The following is a 24,358-nucleotide window of genomic DNA, read 5'->3' on the forward strand; positions in this document are numbered from 1 at the left end:
CCCCTATAAACTCTAATATCCCTTTTCCTTTTGCGCAGTCTGCAAGTTTGGATTTCTATCCATAGCAGTTAATGGATATGGCATATAATAATACCGTGGTTCCCATTTTCTCGCTTGGGTAGTTTCATTGGTAATATCCCGAATGTCTTTCATTACCTCAGCTGCAATTGCCAACCTGCGGATATCCCAGAATCTCTGTCCCTCGCCAGCAAGCTCAATCCGGCGTTCATTTTGTATCAGCGTTCGTAATGTGTTTTTACTTCCATAGCGCGCTTGATCAACATCAGGCATTCCAGCTCTACTTCTCACTAGATTTACGGCCTCGTAAACAGCAACTGAGGGACCGTTCAATTCGTTCTCTGCTTCAGCGAATGTCAACAAAACCTCAGCATAACGTAAAAGCTGAAAATCGCTATCTCCATTTTGTTCTTGGATGTAATTTGGATCAGCAATTTTTCGAAAGTTATATCCTGTTTTTGAATTATTATTACCACCTTTCCCCCAAGAGAACTCTTGTACCTTTCCATCAACAAACAAGGAATTACCAGGAAATAAGATAGAAGCATACAATCGGGTGTCTCGATTTTTGAACTCTGTCAAGTAAGCAGCTCCAAACGCTCCATTATTATAATTTGTGTTACGCTGAGCTGGCGTAGGTAAATTTGTAACTGGATCACCATTACGATCGCCATAAGCATCAACCAATGATTGTGTCGGTGTTACTGAACTCCAACCATTTAATGCTGCAGGAAACAATTTTGTCGTTGCTAAAGTTTTATTGATATTAACAGCATACTGTCTAGTTAATATCACTTCGGAATTTCGCTCATTTATAGACCAAAACTGTTGGGTATAACTTACCAGTCCACGATAAAAGCGTTGCTTTTCCGCATCATTTGCAAAGGTAACGAAATCACTATAATCTTCTTGAAGATCGCCGCTACTCGGATCCTTTTCAAATAATGTGTGAATGTTCAAATCCATTACCTGCTTCGCTGAACTTGACGCAATGTTATAATTTTTATAAAATAGAGCTATCCGCGATCGTAGAGCCAATGCTGCACTTCTAGTAATCCTGCCGTATTCATTTCCGCCACCACCGCTGTAACTTGTAGGTAAATCATTTACAATATCTCCGAGCTCACTTAAAACAAACTCTACAACCTGTAGTTCCGCCGTTGGTTCAATTTTTGCGTCTTGAGGGTTTTCAAGGGCATCCACTATTAAAGGAACTGGACCGAAAATAGTTGTTAGATTAGCATAAGAATAAGCTCTTAAGAAACGCACTTCTGCTTTATACCTTTTCTTAAGCTCTTCGCTCATTTGCACATTCTCTATCTGGGAGATAAAATAGTTAAATCGTCGAATTCCCTCGTATCTTCTACCGTAACCTAAGTCAGTGTTAACAGTAATATTTCCCGCAGAAACCTCTGTGGCAGCACTCTCCCAAGGATATTGCGCAAAAGCATTATCTGACATCGCTTCAAAATAGATATTATCTTGATTGCCATCCAAATAACCATAACAGCCATTAAGAGCCAAAAGCGCATCATTAGCATTCGTAAAAAATGTTTCAGTCGCTAACTGATCATTTGGATACTGATCAATTTGTTTCATGCAACTACTTAATAGACCTGTAAGTGTTACAAGTATGTATGTATATGTGTTAAATTTATTTTTCATGATCTACTGAGACTAAAATGTTAATGAAAGCCCTAATGAAGTTGTTTTTGTCTGCGGATATGAAGGAGATCCGGAAGGTACTTCTGGATCAAAATCTTTCATACGCTTGTCACCTCTAAATGTTAGTAGGTTGTTTGTTGTTAAGAATATTCGTAAATTTTTTGCCTTGATTCTTTGCAATACCGCATCATTAAAGCTGTAACCTATGGTTACATTCTTCACCCGGAAATAGCTTGCATCAAACAACCAGAAACTTGAATTTACCATATTTTGAGTATTGTCTTCAGAACGCAATAATCTAGGATAGGCCGCATTTGCATCTGGATTGTCTGATGTCCAACGATCCAGATGATAACGGCGCACGCCAGATCCGTTAAAAAAGGCATGGGCTGCTTCATTATTAAAATAAGCGTCAACGTCCCAAACCCCTTGTCCCATGACGGTCAAGTCCAAACCCTTGTAATTTAGTGAAAAGTTTAATCCATAGGTTTTGTAAGGTACGTCATTACCTACAATCACGCGGTCGTTTCCGTCAATCACACCATCATTATTTTGATCCACGTATTTGATGTCACCAGCACTTGTGTTGCTGGATTGAAAAGCCCAATTATCTACTTCTTGATCAGATGTAAACAATCCTGCAGATTGATACATATAGTATGCACCTATAGCTTGTCCTACGCGCTCAATGTAAAACCCGTTGGGTGGTAATTCATCAAGGCCATTAAGATCAATTATTCTGTTACGAATATAATTTATATTACCACCAATGGTGTACTGAAGATCGCCAATTTTATTGGAGTAATCGATCGCTAGCTCCACCCCTCTATTTTGCACCTTTCCAGAATTGATATTAGGAACATTGCTTATACCAGATTCTAAAGGAACGGAATTTGCATTACTCAATAAAATGTCTTTTGTCAAGGCGTTGTAAGCATCAATTTGAATGTTTATTTTGTTTTTAAACAAAGAAAAATCCAATCCGATATTTGTCATCTCCTTCTTTTCCCAAGTCAATAATGGGCTTGGCAATGCACCAGGCCATGCCCCGTCCACCCATGTCCCGCCTAAGAAAGCGCCCTGACCCGTCGAAATGCCGCCGAAATAATCATAGAAACCAACATTGCCAACGTTACCAGCCACACCCCATGATCCTCTAATTTTAAGTTCAGAAACCCAGTCTAAGCTTTTCATAAAGTTTTCCTGTGATAAGCGCCAGCCGACTGATGCAGAAGGGTAGGTTCCGCCACGATACCCTGGAGCAAATTGCGATGATATGTCATGCCTAAGGTTGAAACCAAATAAATACTTATCGGAGAAAGTGTAATCAAGTCTACTAAAATAAGAGAGGAAGGCGCGTGTATTAATAACGCCATTAGCTGTAGTGTTTGCCGGATCCGTTGATCCCGCATTAATCGCGTCTAAATTATTTGTAGGAAAGTTGTTACGTGACACCTCTATTTCACGTTCATTATAGAACTCGTAGGATGTTCCGACTAAAACTTTTGCGTAGTGTTGCCCAAATGTCTTTTCGAAAGTTGAGGTTAATTGTGAAAGTAAACGATGGTTCCTCGTCCAGCGTTCGTTAAGATTGTTTGGATCACGACCGGTACCTGGGATTAACTCTCCGGTAAAGAAATTTGTCAAAGGATCTCTTCGGTTCACAAATAGTGATCGGTAGAAGTTTTGGGTATAATAAGATATGTTTCCATCTATCGACAAACCTTCGATAGGCCTAAAACTTCCATTTATCGCGCCCAAAATACGATGGGTGACCTCTGAAGATCTGCCGCCCTCTTCAAGAACCAAAAGTGGGTTGGTATTTGCCATACTGGCATCAATACTACCCGCATTGACAGTCCCCCATTGACCATTTGATTGTTTATTTACCATCATCGGTACCATTCTGGACAACCATGACATAGATTCCAAATAGCCGCTCTTGTTTTTGATTCCGTCACGGACTAATGAAAAGTTCGTACCTACGGTAAATTTTGAACTAATATCAGTTGAAGTATTGGATCTTGTGCTATAGCGCTCTAGACTTTTGCCAGGGAACAGCGAACTTTGGTTTAAATAAGAACCACTTGCGTAATAACGCGTTTTTCCTCCACCCGAAAAACTAAGCTCGTGCTGGCTTAACGGAGCATTGTCTCTTAAGACAAGATCATACCAATCATTATCTGGATAAAGATCTGGCTGCGACTGGTTACGAATAATTTCTAACGTAGCCTGATCAAACTGCGCTGATCTACCGGCATTAGTTTGGGCCTCATTTCGTAAGGTGGCATAATCATATGCCCCTAAATAATCGGGTAAAAACGCAGCTCTCTGTAATCCATAAGATCCGTTATAGGAGATATGCGATTGACCTTCCTTCCCCTGCTTAGTCTTTACCAAAATAACGCCATTAGCTGCTCTTGAACCGTAGATGGAAGCGGCTGCGGCATCTTTCAATACAGAAATGGACTCTACATCTCGGGGATTTATCCGAGCGAAATCTCCACCAGACAAAATAACACCATCAATAACGTATAGCGGTTCTGGAGCACCTAGGTTTCCTCTACCTCTTAGTGTGATGCCACCTACATCACTCCCTACATCTCCCGGACGTGCTAGGACTGTCAGGCCGGGAACTACACCTTGAAGTGCATTGTTTAGCGATGTAACAGGTCGGTCAACAATTTGTTTTTGAGGTATAGTAGCAATAGCTCCAGAAATCGTCTTCTTCGATTGTTGCCCATATCCAACAACCACCACTTCCTCAAGATCTTCACTATTTGGTGTAATTGTCACCTCCATACTTGCAGATGCTGGTTTTGTTAAAGTTTCATACCCTAAAATCGAAAAACTTAGCAGCACTCCATCTTCGATATTATCCAACGAAAATCGTCCACTATCATCAGTTGACGCAATGGGCTTATTACCTATACTAATGGAAACCCCACTGATAGCTTGGTTAGTTTTAGCATCCTTTACGACTCCTTTTTTTTGATTTTGCTGGGCAAAACCTTCGAACGAAGAAATGGCTACTAAAACAAGCAGTATGCACAATCGAATTGAACATAACTTAAATTTGAGAATTTTGATCATAAAATTTATAATATTAAACGTTAGCGACACAGGATAGCAAAAGCAAAATCAGCGTATACTTCGGAACAATTCTTAGTGCGTCTGTGTGTATTAAATATGGTTTATAAATAGCGATCGAGAGCTTTAAACAACATCGTGCATTACTATCGACTGCCATTGCTAAACTAAGAAGGATCAATTATTAAAAGCAAACAAATAAGATTATACACACCCATATAAACGATTATACCCCCTTTATTTGCAAAAATCAAGGAAGAAAAATGTGAGACGATTGCTTGAGGGCTTTATTAAGAAAAGGCTTTTTTAAATTCTTTTTTAATTTATGAACCCTTTCATTTGAAAGCAAGCATGTTGGTAGTTACCTTTACTGTATCGAATATCATACACTAAAAACTCAAGCTGTGAAAAGGTTTATAATCACTTTGATAATATTGCTACTCATAACAATAGATTTGGGTGCTCAAAATAGCAATCAGGTTCAAACTATTGGAATCGATCAAGGATTATCTAACAATAATGTCACTAAAATTTATAAGGACAAAGAAGGCTTTATGTGGTTCGGAAGCTACGACGGCCTAAACAGATATGATGCATACACCTTTAAGATTTATCGTAACGATCCTTCCGACATTAATTCGTTGCCAGATAATCGTATAACCGACATCATAGAGGATGGAAAAAGAAACCTGTGGGTAGGAACTCGTGCAGGTTTGGCCGTTTTAGATAGGAACTCAGGATTATGGAAACGGCTACATTTGTCAAAACAAACGAAGGTTGCCCGACGAAATCGATACGAGGTCAATAAATTATTATATCAGAATAATACAATCTATGCGGCGACAGATCAAGAGGGTATCTTGAAAATAGTTAATCATGATGGCAATTGGCATCTTGAGAAAATTCAGCTTAAGTTAGACAGCTCCATTTTAAACAATTATACAGTCAGATCGATGTGCATGGACTTGAACAATAATTTATGGGCTGTTGTACGCGACATTGGTCTTTGCTTATTGGATAACAAAGCGAATCGATTAAAGAAGATTACATCTGACATTAAGGATGCGAACGACATGACTATTTCTCAACGGAACGAAATTTGGGTAGTAAACAATTTATCACTAAAAAGTTATAACAGAGAGAATAAACAAGTAAAAGAATATTTGCAAAAGGACGTCGTTTCAAACACTAAAATGGTCAATATTCTCTCTGTCGATAATCATATGTGGGTCGGTACAGACGGAAGTGGAATAATGATTGTAGACAGTGAAACTGGCAATGTTTCATATCTCGACGATGGGACGGGTAAAGATATTCTTAGCAGTAAATCAGTATTCTCATCCTACAAGGATAATCAAGGTAGAATCTGGGTAGGTACTTTACGGGGAGGTATCAATTTACTAGATCCTCTCAAGGGAAAATTTAAGAGTTTCCAAAATGATGAAAAGCCCGATGTATATGCAAGGAATTATGTGATGTCATTAGCCGAGAATTCCGCTGGACTAATTTGGATTGGTACAGATGGAGCTGGGCTATATCAATTGAACAGAAAGGATAATGTTTACAGAAGATATGGGGCTACAAGTTTAAGAAATACTCTCAGCAGCGATTATATTACACATATTATCTGTGATAAACATGATGACCTTTGGATAGGAACATACCACGGAGGTATCAATAAATATAGTGCTAAAACGAGAAAATTTGAAAGGTTCAATCTTGAGAATCCAAATAGCGGGAAAACACAAAATTTCGTTTGGAAACTTTTTATAGATAGCCAAGATAAAATCTGGGCATCAACGTTAGATGGTGGTTCATTGTACATTTACGATAAAAAGCTAAACGTGTTTAAGGCCCTGAATCAACCTATTCATGATGTCATCAGTTTTTATCAAGAAAATAGTTCGACAATATGGTTTGGCAGTTGGGATGTTGTAATACGCTATGATGTAAACACTCACGCTATGCAAAAATATGCCATGCGGCATCCCGTCAGATTTATACAAAAAGATCATAACTCACATTTATGGATAGGCACAGAAGGCGGTGGATTAATAAAGCTAGATTTGCGCACGCAAAAAACAAAAAGCTTTACAGAAAAAGATGGACTTCCGAGCAACACGATTTTAAATTTGTTGGAAGACCGTTACGGTTACTATTGGATTTCGACATATAACGGATTATCGCGTTTCGATCCAAGAAAAGAAAAGTTTGAAAACTTTCAAAAATCTGATGGATTACAAAGCAACCAATTTAGCTACAATGCTGCAGTTGGGGTAAAAAGCGGCGAGTTACTTTTTGGAGGTATTCGCGGTTTTAATTTGTTTAATCCAAAAGATTTTATCGAACACTCATCTACCGCACCAACAATTGCCTTCACCGAAGTGTTAGTTCAAAACGACAGCTACTTTCCTTATCAAATTAAGAAAGGAATACCTAGTGATACTCTAAATCTTGTTATACCCTACGATAAATCTGTTTTGTCCGTTGGTTTTTCTGCTTTGGAATATTCTTTTTCTGATAAAATTAAATATGCTTATAAATTAGATGGATGGGACAAAAATTGGCACTATGTAAATGATCAACGAAGGATCCAATATTCGAATTTAAGAGAAGGAACCTTTATTTTAAAAATTAAGTCTACGAATGCTTCTGGACAGTGGTCATTGAAAGAGAAGGTCATGCTAATCCATATATTACCGCCGTGGTATAGAACCTATTGGGCATATATAGGCTATCTATGCCTACTGTCCTGTCTATTTTGTGGATACATATATTACGTAAAAAAGCAGACAAGCCTTAAGTATCAAGTTAAAATAAAGGAAGTTGAGATAAGAAATGAGCGCGAGTCGCACGAAAAAAAATTACAATTTGTATCGCACATTGCAAATGAGTTCAGAACCCCCTTAACACTAATTCTGAATCCAGCTAAAGAAATGCTGAAAAACAGAAAAGATGCCGATGAGGAAACAGCGCCCTTGCGTCATATGTATAATAATTCTAAGAGATTACTGACATTGGTCGACAAGCTTATGCTTTTTCAAAAATCTGAACATGATTTAAGCGCGTTAAATATAAAGGAAATAGATATTAACAATCTTTGCAAAGAGGTATATCACTATTTCGAACAACATGCTACATTAAGGCAGATTAACTATATCTATAAAGGAATAATAGAAGACGATTTGACAGTGAAGGGTGATAGAGAGAAATTAGAAATATGCCTTTTCAACATTATAGGTAACGCCTTGAAATACACGAATAAGGGCGGCACCGTTGATGTAACGTTAGCTACTAACGAAGAAAGCATATTTATCAACGTAGGTGATACAGGACCTGGAATTAAAAACGAAGTTGGTGAAAATATCTTCCAGATGTACGAACAGTATCGTAGTGATGGTGAGAAAGTACGAGACGGACTTGGGATAGGTTTATTTTTCGCACGAAAGTTTGCAAGATTGCATAATGGAGATTTATTTTATACTAACAAACTACTTAACGGAACTTTTTTTACTTTACAACTGCCCTTAAAGAACAATTCTCAGACATTCAATTTACCGAAAAAGAACAGCCAATTGCAAAGTAACTTATTTCCAAAACCGGTGGTAGACCTTTGCGAGGATTGGGATGACGAAGATCAAGCCATAGATAGTTTGGAAAAAACTAAACTCAACTTTAGAGAGCGAGATAAGTTATTTATTGACAAACTAACCCTCTTAGTTGTCGACGACAATTCCCAAATAAGAAAGTACATTAAATCAGTTTTTCACAGAGATTATAACATCGTTGAAGGTTCGACGAAAGAGGAGGCGGTTGAACTATTGCGTAATAGAGAAATATCACTAGTTATCAGTGATATTTTACTTAGAAAAAGTTCCGGAATTGATCTATGTTTATTCATTAAACAAAGTGATATGTATAGCCATATCCCAGTTATTTTAATATCTGGAAACATTTCTGATGATGCAGAGCTGAGGGGTTGGGAAAGCGGAGCTGACGACTATTTTACCAAGCCCTTTAGTACGGATATATTGGCTGCTCGGGTGAAAAATCTGATAGCAGGCAAAAATAGATTACAGCAATATTTTTATAATGAAATCACTTTGCAAACCAACCACTACAAGATATCAGAGGACTATAGTGCATTTCTTAAAAAAGCGATTGAGATAGTTGAAAAAAATCTTACTAATCCTAATCTTGGCGTAAAGCTTCTTGTTGACGAAATTGGAATGAGTCATTCCTATGTTTATAAAAAAATAAAAGTTATATCAGGGAAGTCGGCAAATGAGTTCATCCGGTATATCAGACTTCGAAAAGTTGCTCAGCTCCTTTTGGATACAGATCTAAAAATTAGTGAAGCAGCCTACAAGACTGGGTTTAATGATATAAAGCATTTCAGGCTTCAGTTTTTAAAGCTTTTTGGAGAAAAACCTTCGGACTACAGAAAAAAATATCAGTCATTTAAACGCACAACCAACATTGCCTTGAAAGAAGAATAATGCAATAACGTTGTTAACTTATATGACCGGTAGCGTAAAACAAAATTTGTCAATGGCTGAGTTACCGACCTACAGATTGGTAACTCAGCCATTCACCTTTTTGCAAATCTAACACCATTCCTCATGGAGTAAATTGGCAATTTATGGGATCAACACGTCAACGCATTCAAGATTGAGTATGACGCTCAAACCGGTACTAATCTAATTACTCGTTATCTCGCATCGCTAACCGACATCCCATTCTTGTATAAGAACTTAAAGACAGTTACGCAAGTTTACTATTTATACAGAATTTCAATAATAAGACGTAATTTACAATACCAAAAAATCCTTAGATGTGAGCATAGTTTTTTTTCCCCCCTCAACGAAGATCTCCTTTACTCTATCTTTATATCTAATGAGCAGCTTCTTGGAATGTCTGCTTAAAATGGAAACATTCTCCAGCACGCCCTCACGCCAAAAGATGTCAACTTCAAAACCGCCTTGCGCTTTAAGTCCTGTTACATATCCATTTTCATGTCCTGCTATCAAAGCTGGTAATATATTAAGCTCACCTTCTCGACTTTGCAATAGCATTTCACCTATTGCTGCCGTAATCCCCAAATTACCGTCGATTTGCCAACCGCCCATAAATCGGCTTGTAAAATTCGGATATACAGCCTTATCGAAATGCATATCAAATACGCTACGCAAGTGAACAGGATCTTCTAGTTTTGCCCAATAATTTGCTGCAAAAGCAGCGGTCCAACTTCCTGTGCCATTAGTATATTCAGGTCTCCTCGCCTCCAAAGTTTTTCGTAAAGCATTCGCAAGCTCTGGTGTAGAGTGTAAATTAATCTGATCTGAACAAATTAATCCCCAACCATGAGGAAGCTGTCCATTATCTGGGGAAAATGGTGACCAATCTTCCTGCCATTCCTGAAGTTGCCCAGTAGTTGGACTAATTTTTAAAGGTGGTAATTTATCTAGGCAAGATACTAGTGAATCAATGTAGACTTTATCATTATCAAAACGTCTAGCAGCATACAAAGTGTTTTTAAATAGAGCGTAAATAATTTGCATATCTTGAGATGCACCTTCAGCTACCCACCCTTTCTCACCTTGAAAATTTACATAATGGTTCTCAAAAGATATTGAAGGACTAGTCACTAAATAGCCAAGTTTGTTTTCTTGAAGGTTATCCATATAAAATATTGAAGCTTCTTTCAAAATTGAATAATGGTCTTTTAGGAATTTTTCATCGTTTGTGAAAAGATAATGTTGCCATATATGCTGACAAAGCCATGCTCCCCCCACTTGATAAAGTGCCCATAAGCCAGTGCCACCAACTGGCCATGTTGTCCTCCAAATATCAACGTTATGATGAGCAACCCATCCTCGCGAATTGTAGAGATTTTTTGCCGTCTTTCTTCCATCTATGGTGATATCTCGAATCAATTGGAAAAGAGGAGAATGGCATTCAGAAAGATTTGCACTCTCTACAGGCCAATAGTTAATTTGAGCATTACAGTTTATCGTCCAATTTGCACTCCAGGCAGGTTGTAGCAAATCGTTCCATATACCCTGCAAGTTAGCCGGCTGAGATCCTTCTCTCGATGATGAAATTAGGAGATAGCGACCAAATTGATAATAAAGCGCAGTCAATTCTGGATCCGACTCTTCTGAATATAACTTAATCCGTCGATCCAGCGGAATAGAATCTCTCGACGAGCCTTCGAAAAACATATCAACTCTTTTAAACAACTTTTGATAATCCTTAACGTGATTCTTCTTTATCTCAGCAAATTTCTTAGATGAAACATCACTAGCATATTTATTACAAAGCATATTTTCATCCTTTCCCTCAATATAGGGATCTTTTTCAAATCCGTTAAAACTTGTCGCCGCTACAAATATCAAAGTTACGTAAGAAGCTTGATTCACCTCCAATTTATGCGCATCCACGAAAACCTTCCCATCCGTTTCCGTTACTAATAAACGTCCTTGAAATCGCATCCCATGACCATTCTCGTAGATGGGTTCATGTTTACCTTGATAGTTTGGTTCAACATGTTTTGGCGCCGTACCATTAATTATGAGTTGGTTATTTGTCGCAGACTGTTGGTGCTGTACTAGGCTTTGCATATCTGAAACAAAACTGATAGCTTTCTTTTTATCCGCAATAAGCCTAATAATTATTGACTGGTCAGGATACGACGCAAATATTTCTCTTTTATAATTTATACCATTTTGCTTGTAAGATATCCTCACAATACCGCTATCTAGGTCTAATTCACGCCTATAGTTTACATAGTTTCCCTTAGACAACATTTTCAAACTAATATCAGCCAAGGGCATGTAACTTTGGTTGTAAGGCCCCAAAAGTTGTGCATCTATCAGTTCCTGCGCTCTTTTATTATCACCAATCTTCAATGCTTGGCGAATATCTTTAAGATGATTATAAGTGTTTGGACGCTGGACGTCAACAGGTTGACCAGACCAAAAAGTATCATCGTTAGTTTTTATAAGTTCCAAATCTACACCACCATATACCATTCCTCCTAATCTTCCATTACCAACAGGGAAAGCTTCATTCCAATTAGCTGCTGATTGAGTCAAATGTAAGACATTTTTGTTTTTTAACCCCTGTCCCTTTGTTACATTAAAGCATAGAAAAAACACTAAGAAACTTACGTAAAAAACTGATCGCTCTTGGGTATGAAAAATTTTGTTCATATAATAATTATTATAAAAAGACGGATAAAAACTATGCTTGCCAATATTTAATATATATGTTTCCGATTTAAATACACTTACAAAAAATGATTTAAAATACATCCCTAATATACGGAAATGTTTTCTCATCTGCATTCCAAGGCTATCCACCAAATGAGAAAGTATTAAAATTTCTCCTTGATAATATGTACAAAATCGCTGATATTTATGCGTCGATCTCAATTATTAAAATATGCTAACAAAAAATCTGGACACTGACCTTATCCTACTAAATGCAGGTTATGCAGAGCATTATGGAGACTGGAACTGGAAGGATTTGAAAAGTCCAATTATTCGAATCCATCTCGTTGTTAAAGGTGCTGGAGTGTTGGAACGAAATAGCAAAAGCTATGTAATGAGAGCAAACCATATGTATTTAACCCCGTCGAATCTGACGCAAAGCTATATCTGTGATGGCGAATTATCATTATTTTATATCCACTTATATGAACCGATAGAAAAACAAAATTTGCTATTCGATTTTTTGGAATTCCCTGTTGAAATTGAAAGTGATGATTTTATATTAGAACTTTTTACAAGGTTGATTTGCGCAAACCCAGATCGGGATTTAAAAACATACGATCCTTCGATTTACGAAAACGGAAATGAGTTATTTCAGAACATAGCAACTCAAAAATCAGATTCTTTAGCAAACTCACTTGCCTGTAAAGGAATAATACAATTAATTCTCTCCAAATTTGCTATTAAGGCCATCGAAAAATTTCCATCGGAGGATCCTCGCGTCATGGAAATATTAAAGTTCATTCATCATAACTGTCACAAAACTATCTACCTAGAACAACTTGCCGATCAAGTCCATATGTCAAAAGATCATATGATAAGGATTTTCAAAAGGGAGATTGGGGTAACTCCTGTCGAATACATCAACCGCAAGAAAATTGAAAGATCACAAATGATGTTAATAACTTCGAACATAACAATAAAAGAGATATCTTACAGCTTAGGCTTCGAGAGCATATCATATTTTAACCAAATTTTCAAAAAGCATGTCGGTCTGACGCCTCTCAGTTTCAAAAAGATGATAACAAATAAACAAGTAGAAGAATAATTCCAGGCTAAATCTAGCCAATACCTAACCTGGAATGATTCAACTTCATAATTAGTAGTGAGCGTACAAATTTATCTTTTTTATTCTCCAAAATTGGTTTCCGCGCATATTTACTGCAAAACCGATGGAAACAGGACCTTTTGATGGAACTACAAAATTTAGATTTCTAAGATCCAAATCTGCAGTAGCAAAAACCTCTGAAATACCACCGTCGGCATTTATGTCTGGCAAAACGTCACCGGGAGCAGCAACAATTTTGACTTGCGAGGTATTAATTCCAAAACTAGCCAATTCAATTTGAACAGAGTAAGTACCAGAAGGCAAATCAACATTTTGATACAATTTTCCATTAATAATATCATTAGCCCCCCAGCCAGATTCCATGACTAAAACCGTGCCTTCGTCGGTTCCCCATCCTCCTCTGCTATTGTGATTTTTGACAGGATCATTAACTATCCAATTGAGAGGGTCACGAAAACGGCCATCAGATTGTTTAGCAGCGAAAGGTTGACTAAAGTTAGAAAGGTAAACAGAAGATATGTCTTTCTTAATTTGCATCCGATCCTTATTTAAGGTAAAAAATGTATCGAAAGCGTCTTCTGCAGGCCTATATGAGGACTGATATAGCATTGGAGTGCCAACTTTCCAATTAGAAATTGTGATTTCTCTTTCGACCTGTGATATCGACACCTGCTTCATTTGCCCGAAAGTATCTGTATACTCTATAATTGTTTTTTCATTTGTAGGTAACCCTTCTGTAAAAATTATCGTAACCTTATTGTCCCCATCCACATTTGTACTCAAGATTGGCCTATTCACTAAACCTTTACGGTAATATTCACCATAAACCTTGACATTACTTACAGAAAGTGGGATAGACCTGTTATTATGCTTATCAACGGTATAAATCGTAAAAAAATGCGTCCCCTCTTCGATATTGTCTATGATGATATCTCCAATGGCACTATTTGCGTTATCTTTCGCGTCAAATATCGCTGAATCCAATCCATTGTTCCAATATAATATATACTTCATTATTGAAGGGTCTGGGCTGATATTCCACTCGAATTTCACACGGCCATTTCCAGAATGGGCCTTGATATTACTAGGTGTTCCAGGATAGACTATTTCTCTACCATCGTAGAACTTCAGAAATTCGGTATCCAATTTTTGACATCCTGTAACACCCCAGATAAGTATCAGATTACAAAAGACATAAAGTATTTTGTTTAATTTAAATATTTTCATAATAGTTTTCCAAAAATTTAAACTTTACCTAAAGTTGCCCTCCAAATAATGTGAGCTCGCAAATGTAAGCTGCAGTGTGGTTACCCCAAGTTTTATTAACAGCAATACGTAAAAACCGAACAGGTGGGGAATTTGTGGGCATAAAAAATTCGACCCCATCAGTCCACCATTGTATATCACCCGCAGTGGGGCTTGATATAGGGTTTCCAGAGGGAGGCCTTGGAAAATCGAAATTACCCATATTAACCCATTCACCGACAACTGTGCCGACAGGTGCCAAAACTGGAAGGTTAGCGTCTCTGGGTGCAGGAACGTTTGTCCCCCACAAACTAAACTTTTCTACCGTTCCATTTGCCCAATACGCTCCTTCCCAACTGTTTCGTTGATTTAAAATAAACCGACTAATACGCGCTTCTTGCCCTAGCCCGAACGTACCTACATGAGGATAAGGCTTTGCAGTTTCTGAGGTATGCCAGAAATTGTTACCAACTATTACACCATCCCAAATATGTTGTAAATTCCAACCGCCTAATAAAGTATTATCAGAAGGTAGGCTATACGTTGAAAACTTTGATTTATCCAACAATACTTCATACCATGGAGATACCGTTGAATAAAGCGGTTGCGATTTGTTACCAAACTTATCTGTAACGTATATACCAAATTTCTTGGGATCCGTGTCAAATCCGCGAAGTGCATAATTAATCTCCAGCGCATCGTGATATTTTTGTTCCCGTATGACGTATTTGCCGAAAATCGGATCATCGTACAAATATACCAATGTTACGCCAGCAGCATCCGGATTTACTGTATGTGCATTGACTCCTCCAAATGTTGGAGAAAGTGTTAGACCTGATGCAACTTCTAAGTATGGAGGCACGCCTGGATGTACATTAACCTGCACAGGATCAGACATAATGTTAGATCTAGAAACGGTTCTAAGTGTAACCGTATAATCTTTAGATTCCGCGAATCCTTCTACTTTTGTCACATCGGAATAATAACTGGTCTTTGTTTGCCGAGTAACTTTTGTCTGCTCATTGATTACATAATCAGCTACTACATATAATGTATTCTCTGTATCAGGCAAATCATACGTTATATAGGCTCCTCCTTTAAAATTTTGAACTTGTATATTTTTGGGTGGATTCGGCTTTGTTTTATCGTTGGATATCGGATCTTGATAGATATCAAAATCTTTACAGCTCGTTAAAACGATGACGAAAAAAGTGTATAAAAATAATTTAATTTTCATATAAATATTATTATTGATACAAATCTGTTAAATAAATCGTTAGTTAATGTCAGCGCCAAATGGGGGACTGAACCAAATTGTTATTTCGAAGTAACTCACTTATTGAAACAGGCCAAAAATAATCTTTATTGGTTAACGCAGGAATCAAATAAGTTTGCACCGTATAATATGCCCTAATTTCTTCTTGGTTAACATTCCAACCTTGAATAGGCTTTGAGACTTCGTTGACATACTCCTTCCATCGACGAAGATCCCAGCCACTTTTGCCCTCAAACATAAGTTCGACTCTTCGTTCACGGTGGATGATATCACGTAAACCTTCCTTGGTTTGGGGTTTGTTTGGTAAAGAAGAGTATTTCGTCCAAGATTGAACAACTCCCTTTAGCCCTGCACGAGCTCGTACACGGTCAATATAATCGTAAACTTCTGTAGACGGTCCCTCGCTTTCATTTAAGCATTCAGCATACAACAGATATAAGTCTGACAATCTAAGTCGCGGCATCCGGTAGTTATTAATAGTCACATTGCCACTATTCGGATCAATGGAAGTAAGAAAATTCACCAACTTTTTAGGCCAGAAGCCGGTTAGGTTGGCTCTTCCATATTCTAGCACCCCACTATTTCCACCTTTTCTAGCCTGTACGTACAACATAGCATTCGGATCTAGCACACCGCCACCATACCACGCTCCACCATCAAAACCAATGCTGGCGTAATATCGTGGTTCGCGGTTGAAGTTAGCACTAACTGTGGTGTAATTCTCACGAATATAAAACCTATCAACACGATCAGCAATCTTGAGATTGTAACGCTGGTTATAATCAAATGTATTATCCTCTTCCAGAGGTACGCCGTTCTGCGTATAGTACAGTTCAGCGACGGCTAAAGGCACACCAACATTTCCATGACTATTTCCACGAACAGATGCAAGTCGAGGAATATAGTTCTCTTGATAACCAACAGTGCCATTCAAAGCCCAAATGACCTCTTTATTTAAATCCCATTTCTCCGTTATTGCTTGTTGTAAGGTAAGCAGCCTTTTAAGAGAGTCATTGATTTCTAAAGGTATTGCTGCTGGAATTATTAAATCATATAATTCATGTCCTTGAGCTCGTGCATGATCGATCGCTTCTTTAGCGGCTTTTGCGGCATTTCGCCATTTCGATATATCCTGCGTTTCTGCAAATAGTGCTTCGCCCTGTTGATCTCTAAAAGAACTATAGTCGGGGTTGCCATTAAATAAGGGGCTAGCTTGTAAAGCCAACACTTCTGCTTTTACTCCTAGAGCGATTGATCTTGTGATTCTCCCGAGCTCCTGTGAGGTATTAGATATTAACACCGGCAAAGAGGGAATAGATTCATCCAGTAAGTTTGTGATATAAGAAAAAACTATATCTGCATGCACACGCTTTTTTCGGTATACCTCTAAAGATTCACTAATGTCATCAGCATTGTCCATAATTGGAATGGGCCCATACATTTTCAAGAGAATATAATGATAATAAGCTTTCAAAAATTTTACCTCTGAAATCCATCTCTCTCTTTCCGTATCACTAAGATCGATTGGTTTTTGAATATTTTCTAACATGATATTACAGCGCCTAATCCCTTGAAATAAATTTATTCCACCAGCAGTCCCTTCCCAATAGTTTAAAATTGGAGAATTGGTATTTTGAGTCCCACTTAGGATCAAGAAATTAGTTGCCGCTAAATTATCAGCATAGCTATTATTGTAAACTTCTCCCGATGTAATAAACCCCGGATCATTGATTTGAGTATTCAATCCTTGCAACGTATTGTAACAAGCAAATAAATATTTCTCCGCTTCGTTTCTGTTTCGGAACGCATAGTCGATGGTTCCAACATTTTCAGGCGTGACATCTAAATAATTGCCGCAGGAACTTGCTAAAACCGTTAGAAAAAACCACAGAAATCTAACGGCAACACGGCAAAATGGGCTACCGCTATTATTATCTTTAAAAAACATATTTTATCTATAAAAAGTTAACATTTACACCTATATTTAAAACTCTTTGTATTGGATAGTTGAACGCTCCTCCTCCTTGTTCGACATCCCAAAGTTTAAAATTGCTTAAATTGAATAGATTCATCCCATTAATAAATATTCTAGCCGAGTTCAGATGCAACATGCTAGCCGTCTTTTGTGGCAGACTAAACCCTATCTCAGCCATTTTTAATCGTAGAAAATCGCCTCTACGCATCCACCATGTACTCGTTTGTAAGTTGTTAGATATTTGATCAGGAGTAGTACCCAACCTTGGATACATCGCATATAAATCTTGGTTCTCTTCAGACCAATGGCTATCTGCATATGCAGCCAAGACTTGCGTCACGCCGCCGCTACTTGGCATGAAAGGGCTAGTGCTATTAGGATCAATAAAAAAATTTGATCTTGCAGCACCCTGAAAGCGCATATTTAGGTCAAACCCTTTATAACCAAAAGTGAATCCAAAGCCATAAATTACCTGAGGCGTTGTTGGATACCCAATGGGCACCTTATCCGCATCAGTAATAACTCCGTCATTATTTAAGTCTCTATATTTTATATCTCCGCCTTTAGGCAATTCTCCACCAAAAAGTTGTACAGGAGATGCTGCCACTTCTGCGTCATCAACAAAAAGCCTTTCTGCCAGATATCCAAAAGTCTGTCCGAGTAGGGTGCCAGATCTATATCGCCAAGGTTCAGTATAGGAAGGTTCTTCGTAAACCCCATATCGGCCTTGCGAAAATGTAAAATTGGACATAAATTGAAGCCAAACATCTTCGTTAAATCGTTGGTTAAAATTTAAACTCAAATCTAATCCCCGAATAGTCGCCGTGCCAACATTAGCAGATATAGAAGATTCTAAACCTGCGCTCAACGGAACATATCTTTGCATCAGTATATTAGATCGTAACTGCTCCCAGTATTCAGCAATCAAATCCAACTTATCGAATAAATTTATCTCAAGACCGGTGTTAAAGATTCGTGCTCGCTCCCATGTTATAGATGGATTTTCATAATTATTTATTATCACTCCAGGTCTCGTGTAAGAATTATCAACACCAAAAGAGGCACCGTTATTACCCTGCAGATTAACGTCCGATAGATAGAAAAAGCGCTGGCTACTGATATCATCATTGCCAGTGAATCCATAGCTAGCGCGTAATTTCAAATTGCTAACAACATCCCTCACGTTCTCGTTCCAAAAACTCTCTTTCGAAATTATCCATGACCCTCCGATAGTTGGAAAGAAGCCAAATCTGTTATTTTCGGAAAATCTTTCTGATCCGTTCATACCGGCATTGACTTCTAAAAAGTATTTCGAAGAGAAATTATAAGACATCCTTCCAGCTATGTTCAAATTTCGATATGGAAGAGATTCCTGTAACGACGGAGCGCCAGAAATCTGCCTTTGTTGTCTAACACCTATCAAGGAGGCTCCAACGGAATGCTTTCCAAACTGCCTTCCATAGTCCAACATACCTTGAAAATGTATAAAAGTATTAGCATTTGTACCTAAACTCGCATATATTAAATATTCGGTAGGCAATGGATTGCTTAGTGTCGAAGAATTTAACCACCTCAGTTTATATGTATTCGTTGCTACATCATAGTTCCCTGGAGAAACTGTATAATAAAAAGGATTGTAGGCCATTTGATTAGCGAAGTAAGAATATCGGTTAGTGGAAAAGAAGCCATTGAATTTTAACCCAGGAATTAAATTCTCTAAATCTTGATTTAACTCAAGGGTTGCAGACATCCGAGATTCCGAAAATCTTTTATAACCTCGTAACATTTCAGCATAAGGGTTTCTAAACCCTACATTACTTGCATTCGAAGTCGTTCCAGAGTTATTGCCGAATAGGATGTGCTGAGCCAATGCCGTAGCATCATCTGGAGCATAATAGGCGGGAAATAGCACTGGACTTGTTTGTAGAGCTATTCGATAGAGATCAGTCGAGAACGAGGCATCTTCTGTAATAGGACCACTGTAATCGTTAAAATTACCCCACAGTCTCACAACAAGTTCGGTTTTCTTCGATATGTTAATATTCACGTTGGATCTGAGTTGATAGTTTTTATAATTTACATTATTATTAAAATTATTTACCTCATTTGTTTTTATAATCCCATTATCGTTGGACAATGACGTTGATACCATATATCTAGCTACACTTCCGCCACCGTTTATGTTCATTGTAGCACGCTGGTTAGCTGCTCGATCTTTGAACATCAAACCCATCCAGTCGACAACTGGGTAGACATATTTATTACTTCCTTGTTCGTTATTGATAGTACGCATACGGTTGTATATATCATCTTCCGTAAAAAAAGGAATCGCCTTAGGATTACGTGTTATTAAGGCATCATTATACATTCGCATATAAGTAATTGGATCAGCTAATTTTATACTTCTGGTTGGTTCAGAAAAAGCTTGATCCAGTCTTAAATTCATTTTTGCACGACCTTCTTTACCTGATTTCGTAGTAACTAATATCACTCCGTTTGCCCCTCTAGCTCCGTAAAGCGCGGTAGCACTAGCGTCCTTTAAAATAGAAAAGCTTTGTATATCCTCGACCTGCAAGCGTGCCAAATCATTAGATGTTAATTCAACATTATCTATGAGGATAAGTGGATTTTGTCGATATCCAAATGTTGTAACTCCGCGTATAAAAAAATCCGAATTGTCAAGACCAGGTTGCCCGCCCTGTTGATAAGCAATAACGCCAGCTACTTGTCCTGCAAGAGCCGTAGTCAAATTTCCTGAAGGTACTCTTAACTTATCTGGCTCGATCGTTGAAACAGATCCAACAACAGCCTCGCGTTGCACACGACGACCGAAAGCAGTAACCACTACTTCTTCAATATTTTCTGAGGTTCGGTATAAGATAACCTTGAGGTCGAACTCAGCACCTATGACGATTTCCTGAGTCACGTGGTTTATTAAACTAAATATTAAAGTCGATCCCAATGGAACGTCAATTTGAAAGTGACCTTTTAAATCTGTTGTAGTTTGATTTTTTTTATCCTTAACTGCAACTAATACACCTGCCATAGGTGACCCGACGGAATCAAGAACAGTACCTGTAATACGTTGCTGAGTACTTAAAGGAACTACTTTATGATAATCATCTGATCGAATTAATGGCTTTGTAGCATACGAGTCTAACTTCCCTATGCCTTTTGCGAATGACTTTGAAATCGTCGCACCAAGCACTATGAAACTTATGTTCAAGCATAAGATAATAAGAATTTTTCTCCGGACATACCAATCCCAGGAGCAGCAAAAACTGCAGTAAAATTTAATCATGATTTAGATTCATTTATTGTATATAATTTTGGTTACTATCAGTTACTATCTTTTTTATTAAACATTACGACCAAAAATTCACATTTCCCTCAGCAAAACATACCAACCACTTTTTAAAGGATTTCAATTTAATACAATGAGACCATCTACGTTTACAAATACTTGAAAATACAGTAGCTCACTTCATCTTAAAATCGAAAATGGTAGAACTGTGAAAAAGCTTAGGAATTAACAGTTTTATTACACTTAGTTTATAATTTATAGATACAAATGTAAATCATAGCGGAGGTTATAAATTATAAGAAATCGACAAAAAGCAATAAAAAATCGACCATTTTTGTAAATCTTGAGACAGGCGTGTTAATATCTGCGAAAAGTAAATGTAGACTTCGTTTAATAATACATTTCTACTTGGTACACACAACATAGTAAATAGCACTAATTAGTGGATATGAAAGCCAATCAAAATATAACTGATGCTTCCGCTAAATACAGTATGTAGCAGAATTGCTGGCTTTTACAAAAAGCATAGGACAAGGCTTCCCCATAAAATATGTCCATTTTCATCCTTGTATTTACAATAGCGAATAAAAATGGATGAAATGTATTAATAATTCTATTACATGAAGCTCATGCAATAGAATTATTGGCTTTTTGCCTGAACAATGAACTTTATCGTATCGCCGCCGTATCATCATTTGCAGCTCAGGCCATAACCCACAAGAGCGAACAGGAAGGGTCGGGCGATCTATTCCTATCGAAACTACTGTAACGTAACCGTTTCCTTGACGTCGTGTGTACAATTTCCCCCATTTAGCGTAACTGTAGCCGTTGCAGTATACGTACCAGCTTGGGCGTAGGTATGGCTGGTTGTTGTACCAGTTACCGTTTGTTGCGCAGAACCATCACCAAAGTTCCATTTTACCGATCCATCCAACTGATGACTTCCGGAATAAGAAACACTGTAGTTCACTGTTTTTGAATTTTGGGAAGAGATATTGTGTTGGGCGCCAATGTATAGCGATTCGCTTATACAGTCAACAATGCTTTTCTCGTCCTTATCACTACAGGAAAATAAGCCGAGTATTGCGGCAACTAGCATAATTCTTTGCATTTTCATAAGCTATGTATATTAAGTATTAAATTAGTTATCAAAAGAAGAACAAATCGCTGATCATATTGTTTTTACATGGATAACACCTGAAAAATCTGACTATGAAACATTTAATTGCCAAATCATCCCTGTTCTGCCTTCTTCTTTTCCCGTCGCATAGCACCATTTCAACACCGACTTTCTCGGGTTGTGAAATGACGATAAGCTACGCGGAGATGGCCTTCGCTTCCTATAAAAAAGCCCATCAGGCAGCTACCCTTGAAGCAGCGGCAGCATTTTTAAAAGAAGGCAACAGTCAAGCTAAAGAGGCTGCTGCATATGCCGTTTCTTCGTCTTGCGGCTGTTCTTCAGCGGAAACATATGCACTGAGCGCTTTCGCATTTGGAACCAAGGCGCTCAAGGCCGACGACCTAGATAAAGCCCGCAAATTGATAAAAAAAGCGATGAACATGTCCTTGGATATATTGACCGTTGCGCCCAACTGCAAGGATTGATGTTAGTTACCATAAACGATAGGCCGCGCCAAGGGTCACATACATATTGTGCAAGTCATAGCCTACACCTTTGAAAGACGAAGGAAAGATGGGCTGGGCGCCTACCTGCGCGGTGAGGTTCGCCTGCCAGTGCTGCCCAAAGTTGCGCGCAAAGGCCATATGTCCTCCCCAGTCCCAGCTACGAATCTGCTGGGCAAAGTCAAACGTAGCCCTGTCGATAAGCACCTTTTCACCAAGGGAGTCGCCTTTACGGATATAACCATCAGAGACGCTGCCGTCAAAGCGTCCGTTGAGTAGCCTAGCTACATACAGACCCAGCTTAAAATCCCAAGCACCAACGCGGTAGCCCGCAAAGACAGGAAGAGTTAGGTAACTGTTTTTCGCTGTTGTGGCGTTAGTCCCACTAAAATCCCCCTCGAACGTCCCTTGGTCTCCAGCGCCGTTGTCGACCGTGATGATCGTATGAAAATACTGCACGCTGTCCGTTACTTTCATGCCCTTGACATCAAAACGGAGTCCTGCGCCGACCAACCATTTTTCGGAAACATCATAGGTAGCTTCGTATCCGATGGACGGCGTAAAAAGTGGGGCGTAGCTTTTTATCTCCCGAATGGTATTGGGCAGCGAAAACGGGGCGCTAGCGCCAAGGTTGTAGCCGATACCTACATGGTGTTTTATATCGCTGAATCGAAACATATGTTGCCCATAGAGCTGGCTTATTTGTAAAAATAGGCCGCAGAGAAGTATTCGGAATATATAAGAAATCATAACCTTGGAATTACACGTAAACTATCTACTACCAAACGGGAGCCAATTGCTCCACGGTACTCATTGCCATCCGCACTGGAGGAAGCCACGATGGCAACCATCACCTTATCGCTGATAGGAACACCTTGCCGATAGACAAAGGGAACATCAAAGCGGGTAAAGGCAGCCTTATCTGATCCATCAGCTAGTTCTGCTCGGGCAATCACCCGATCAGATGTCATTACATTCGTGGCATTTAGGCGTTCGGATCCATTGAAAAGCACGGCATATATCGCACATTTGTCTTTTACCCCGGGTTGTACCACACCTTCTCGGTTCTGGTATTCCGCCCCGGCAGTGTATGTATAGTAACCTGTTAGTCTATCCGGAAGTCCCACATAGGGCTGACCAAATTCTGTGGCTGCCAGTGGATTAAGCAAAGCTTGGGAAGCATTGAAATCCCCTAAAAAAAGAGATCCGGCAAACAGTCGGATACCGACAAACTCCGATAGCGTAGTTCCTTTGATGGTAACCAGCTCGGCCGCCTTGCTCCCCAGGTAACCAGCTGTTGTTGACCTCGTCGGATAGGCATCACGTCGCGGCGGTATGCCCGATAGCGCAACGCCGGGATTCCCGGAAGACCAGATCTGCACGTTGCCACTTTCTATTGGAAACTCATAACCATCGGTAGGGTTGCTTTGCCAATTTTCAAAGTCGAATCCCCAATTTCCAACATTGACAACTTTTACCGTGTATACCTTGCTGTTCTCTCCGGAAGCCGAAGTTACGGCATAGGTAATATCCGCTGTCCCGTCAAATGTAATCGTGCTTCCACTGGCCGGTATCACAGAGGCACCCTCGGAAAGCTGCAGCACCGGGCTAATTCCATTTTGGAAAGCATCGGCAGTGAGGTTTAGGGTGATGGTTCGGTTGATTTGGTCAATGAACACATTTCCCGTTAACAGGCTTTGATCGACCTGTACCGATTCAATATCGGCCTCGGGATTGGGCGGAGCATCCTTGATGCAGCCCTGTAGGACAAAGAAGCCCAGGCAGAGCCCAGCTAAAATTTTTCTATCTATCATTGGTT

At 38.8% G+C, this 24,358-nt stretch carries 13 protein-coding genes; 3 read left to right on the top strand and 10 right to left on the bottom strand.

Annotation, left to right across the window (positions count from 1 at the left end; all coding sequences use genetic code 11):
* Positions 1-12: 12 nt before the first annotated feature.
* Both SCB77_RS03340 and SCB77_RS03345 read right to left on the bottom strand, forming a co-directional pair.
* Positions 13-1,617, bottom strand: coding sequence for a RagB/SusD family nutrient uptake outer membrane protein (locus tag SCB77_RS03340; protein WP_320185009.1), 1,605 nt, complete (start codon positions 1,615-1,617; stop codon positions 13-15).
* Positions 1,618-1,695: 78 nt separating this feature from the next.
* On the bottom strand, positions 1,696-4,776 hold the full coding sequence (locus SCB77_RS03345) for a SusC/RagA family TonB-linked outer membrane protein (protein ID WP_320185010.1): 3,081 nt from the start codon (positions 4,774-4,776) through the stop codon (positions 1,696-1,698).
* 401 nt (positions 4,777-5,177) lie between these two features.
* On the opposite strand from SCB77_RS03345, the gene SCB77_RS03350 reads away from it, so the two are divergent.
* Complete coding sequence (locus SCB77_RS03350; RefSeq protein ID WP_320185011.1) at positions 5,178-9,272, top strand: hybrid sensor histidine kinase/response regulator transcription factor; 4,095 nt, start codon at positions 5,178-5,180, stop codon at positions 9,270-9,272.
* A 312-nt stretch (positions 9,273-9,584) separates the two neighbouring features.
* On the opposite strand, the gene SCB77_RS03355 is transcribed toward SCB77_RS03350, so the two are convergent.
* Complete coding sequence (locus SCB77_RS03355; RefSeq protein ID WP_320185012.1) at positions 9,585-12,116, bottom strand: glycoside hydrolase family 95 protein; 2,532 nt, start codon at positions 12,114-12,116, stop codon at positions 9,585-9,587.
* Positions 12,117-12,219: 103 nt separating this feature from the next.
* On the opposite strand from SCB77_RS03355, the gene SCB77_RS03360 reads away from it, so the two are divergent.
* Positions 12,220-13,095 (top strand): AraC family transcriptional regulator, encoded by an 876-nt coding sequence (locus SCB77_RS03360; protein ID WP_320185013.1) that lies wholly within the window; start codon positions 12,220-12,222, stop codon positions 13,093-13,095.
* A 51-nt stretch (positions 13,096-13,146) separates the two neighbouring features.
* Here the strand turns inward: SCB77_RS03360 and SCB77_RS03365 are convergent, their stop codons facing one another.
* The 5 genes from SCB77_RS03365 to SCB77_RS03385 form a co-directional block, all read right to left on the bottom strand.
* Positions 13,147-14,343 carry a DUF4998 domain-containing protein gene (locus SCB77_RS03365; protein WP_320185014.1) on the bottom strand — a complete coding sequence of 399 codons (1,197 nt, stop codon included), beginning with the start codon at positions 14,341-14,343 and terminating at the stop codon, positions 13,147-13,149.
* Between the two features lie 28 nt (positions 14,344-14,371).
* Positions 14,372-15,598 carry a DUF5000 domain-containing lipoprotein gene (locus SCB77_RS03370; protein WP_320185015.1) on the bottom strand — a complete coding sequence of 409 codons (1,227 nt, stop codon included), beginning with the start codon at positions 15,596-15,598 and terminating at the stop codon, positions 14,372-14,374.
* Positions 15,599-15,647: 49 nt separating this feature from the next.
* Positions 15,648-17,585: a RagB/SusD family nutrient uptake outer membrane protein gene (locus tag SCB77_RS03375; protein WP_320185016.1), complete on the bottom strand. Its 1,938-nt coding sequence runs from the start codon at positions 17,583-17,585 to the stop codon at positions 15,648-15,650.
* A gap of 7 nt (positions 17,586-17,592) precedes the next feature.
* Complete coding sequence (locus SCB77_RS03380; protein ID WP_320186606.1) at positions 17,593-20,745, bottom strand: SusC/RagA family TonB-linked outer membrane protein; 3,153 nt, start codon at positions 20,743-20,745, stop codon at positions 17,593-17,595.
* A 931-nt stretch (positions 20,746-21,676) separates the two neighbouring features.
* Positions 21,677-22,033 (bottom strand): PKD domain-containing protein, encoded by a 357-nt coding sequence (locus tag SCB77_RS03385; RefSeq protein ID WP_320185017.1) that lies wholly within the window; start codon positions 22,031-22,033, stop codon positions 21,677-21,679.
* 95 nt (positions 22,034-22,128) lie between these two features.
* Here SCB77_RS03385 and SCB77_RS03390 point away from each other — a divergent pair, with 95 nt between their 5' ends.
* A complete protein-coding gene (locus SCB77_RS03390) occupies positions 22,129-22,521 on the top strand; it encodes a hypothetical protein (RefSeq protein WP_320185018.1) in 393 nt (130 codons plus the stop codon).
* A gap of 6 nt (positions 22,522-22,527) precedes the next feature.
* Here the strand turns inward: SCB77_RS03390 and SCB77_RS03395 are convergent, their stop codons facing one another.
* Together SCB77_RS03395 and SCB77_RS03400 are read right to left on the bottom strand one after the other, a co-directional pair.
* Positions 22,528-23,289: an outer membrane beta-barrel protein gene (locus SCB77_RS03395; protein ID WP_320185019.1), complete on the bottom strand. Its 762-nt coding sequence runs from the start codon at positions 23,287-23,289 to the stop codon at positions 22,528-22,530.
* Complete coding sequence (locus tag SCB77_RS03400; RefSeq protein WP_320185020.1) at positions 23,286-24,353, bottom strand: PCMD domain-containing protein; 1,068 nt, start codon at positions 24,351-24,353, stop codon at positions 23,286-23,288. The genes SCB77_RS03395 and SCB77_RS03400 overlap by 4 nt, the downstream gene beginning before the upstream one ends.
* Between the last annotated feature and the right edge of the window lie 5 nt (positions 24,354-24,358).

Source organism: Sphingobacterium bambusae, from assembly GCF_033955345.1.
Taxonomy (GTDB): domain Bacteria; phylum Bacteroidota; class Bacteroidia; order Sphingobacteriales; family Sphingobacteriaceae; genus Sphingobacterium; species Sphingobacterium bambusae.

What these genes read in the sequence shown, in the direction of transcription:
- SCB77_RS03340 (WP_320185009.1), bottom strand. Translation starts at nt 1,617, where the DNA reads ATGAAACAAATTGATCAGTATCCAAATGATCAGTTAGCGACTGAAACA.
- SCB77_RS03345 (WP_320185010.1), bottom strand. Translation starts at nt 4,776, where the DNA reads ATGATCAAAATTCTCAAATTTAAGTTATGTTCAATTCGATTGTGCATA.
- SCB77_RS03355 (WP_320185012.1), bottom strand. Translation starts at nt 12,116, where the DNA reads ATGAGAAAACATTTCCGTATATTAGGGATGTATTTTAAATCATTTTTT.
- SCB77_RS03360 (WP_320185013.1), top strand. Translation starts at nt 12,220, where the DNA reads ATGCTAACAAAAAATCTGGACACTGACCTTATCCTACTAAATGCAGGT.
- SCB77_RS03365 (WP_320185014.1), bottom strand. Translation starts at nt 14,343, where the DNA reads ATGAAAATATTTAAATTAAACAAAATACTTTATGTCTTTTGTAATCTG.
- SCB77_RS03370 (WP_320185015.1), bottom strand. Translation starts at nt 15,598, where the DNA reads ATGAAAATTAAATTATTTTTATACACTTTTTTCGTCATCGTTTTAACG.
- SCB77_RS03375 (WP_320185016.1), bottom strand. Translation starts at nt 17,585, where the DNA reads ATGTTTTTTAAAGATAATAATAGCGGTAGCCCATTTTGCCGTGTTGCC.
- SCB77_RS03385 (WP_320185017.1), bottom strand. Translation starts at nt 22,033, where the DNA reads ATGAAAATGCAAAGAATTATGCTAGTTGCCGCAATACTCGGCTTATTT.
- SCB77_RS03390 (WP_320185018.1), top strand. Translation starts at nt 22,129, where the DNA reads ATGAAACATTTAATTGCCAAATCATCCCTGTTCTGCCTTCTTCTTTTC.
- SCB77_RS03395 (WP_320185019.1), bottom strand. Translation starts at nt 23,289, where the DNA reads ATGATTTCTTATATATTCCGAATACTTCTCTGCGGCCTATTTTTACAA.
- SCB77_RS03400 (WP_320185020.1), bottom strand. Translation starts at nt 24,353, where the DNA reads ATGATAGATAGAAAAATTTTAGCTGGGCTCTGCCTGGGCTTCTTTGTC.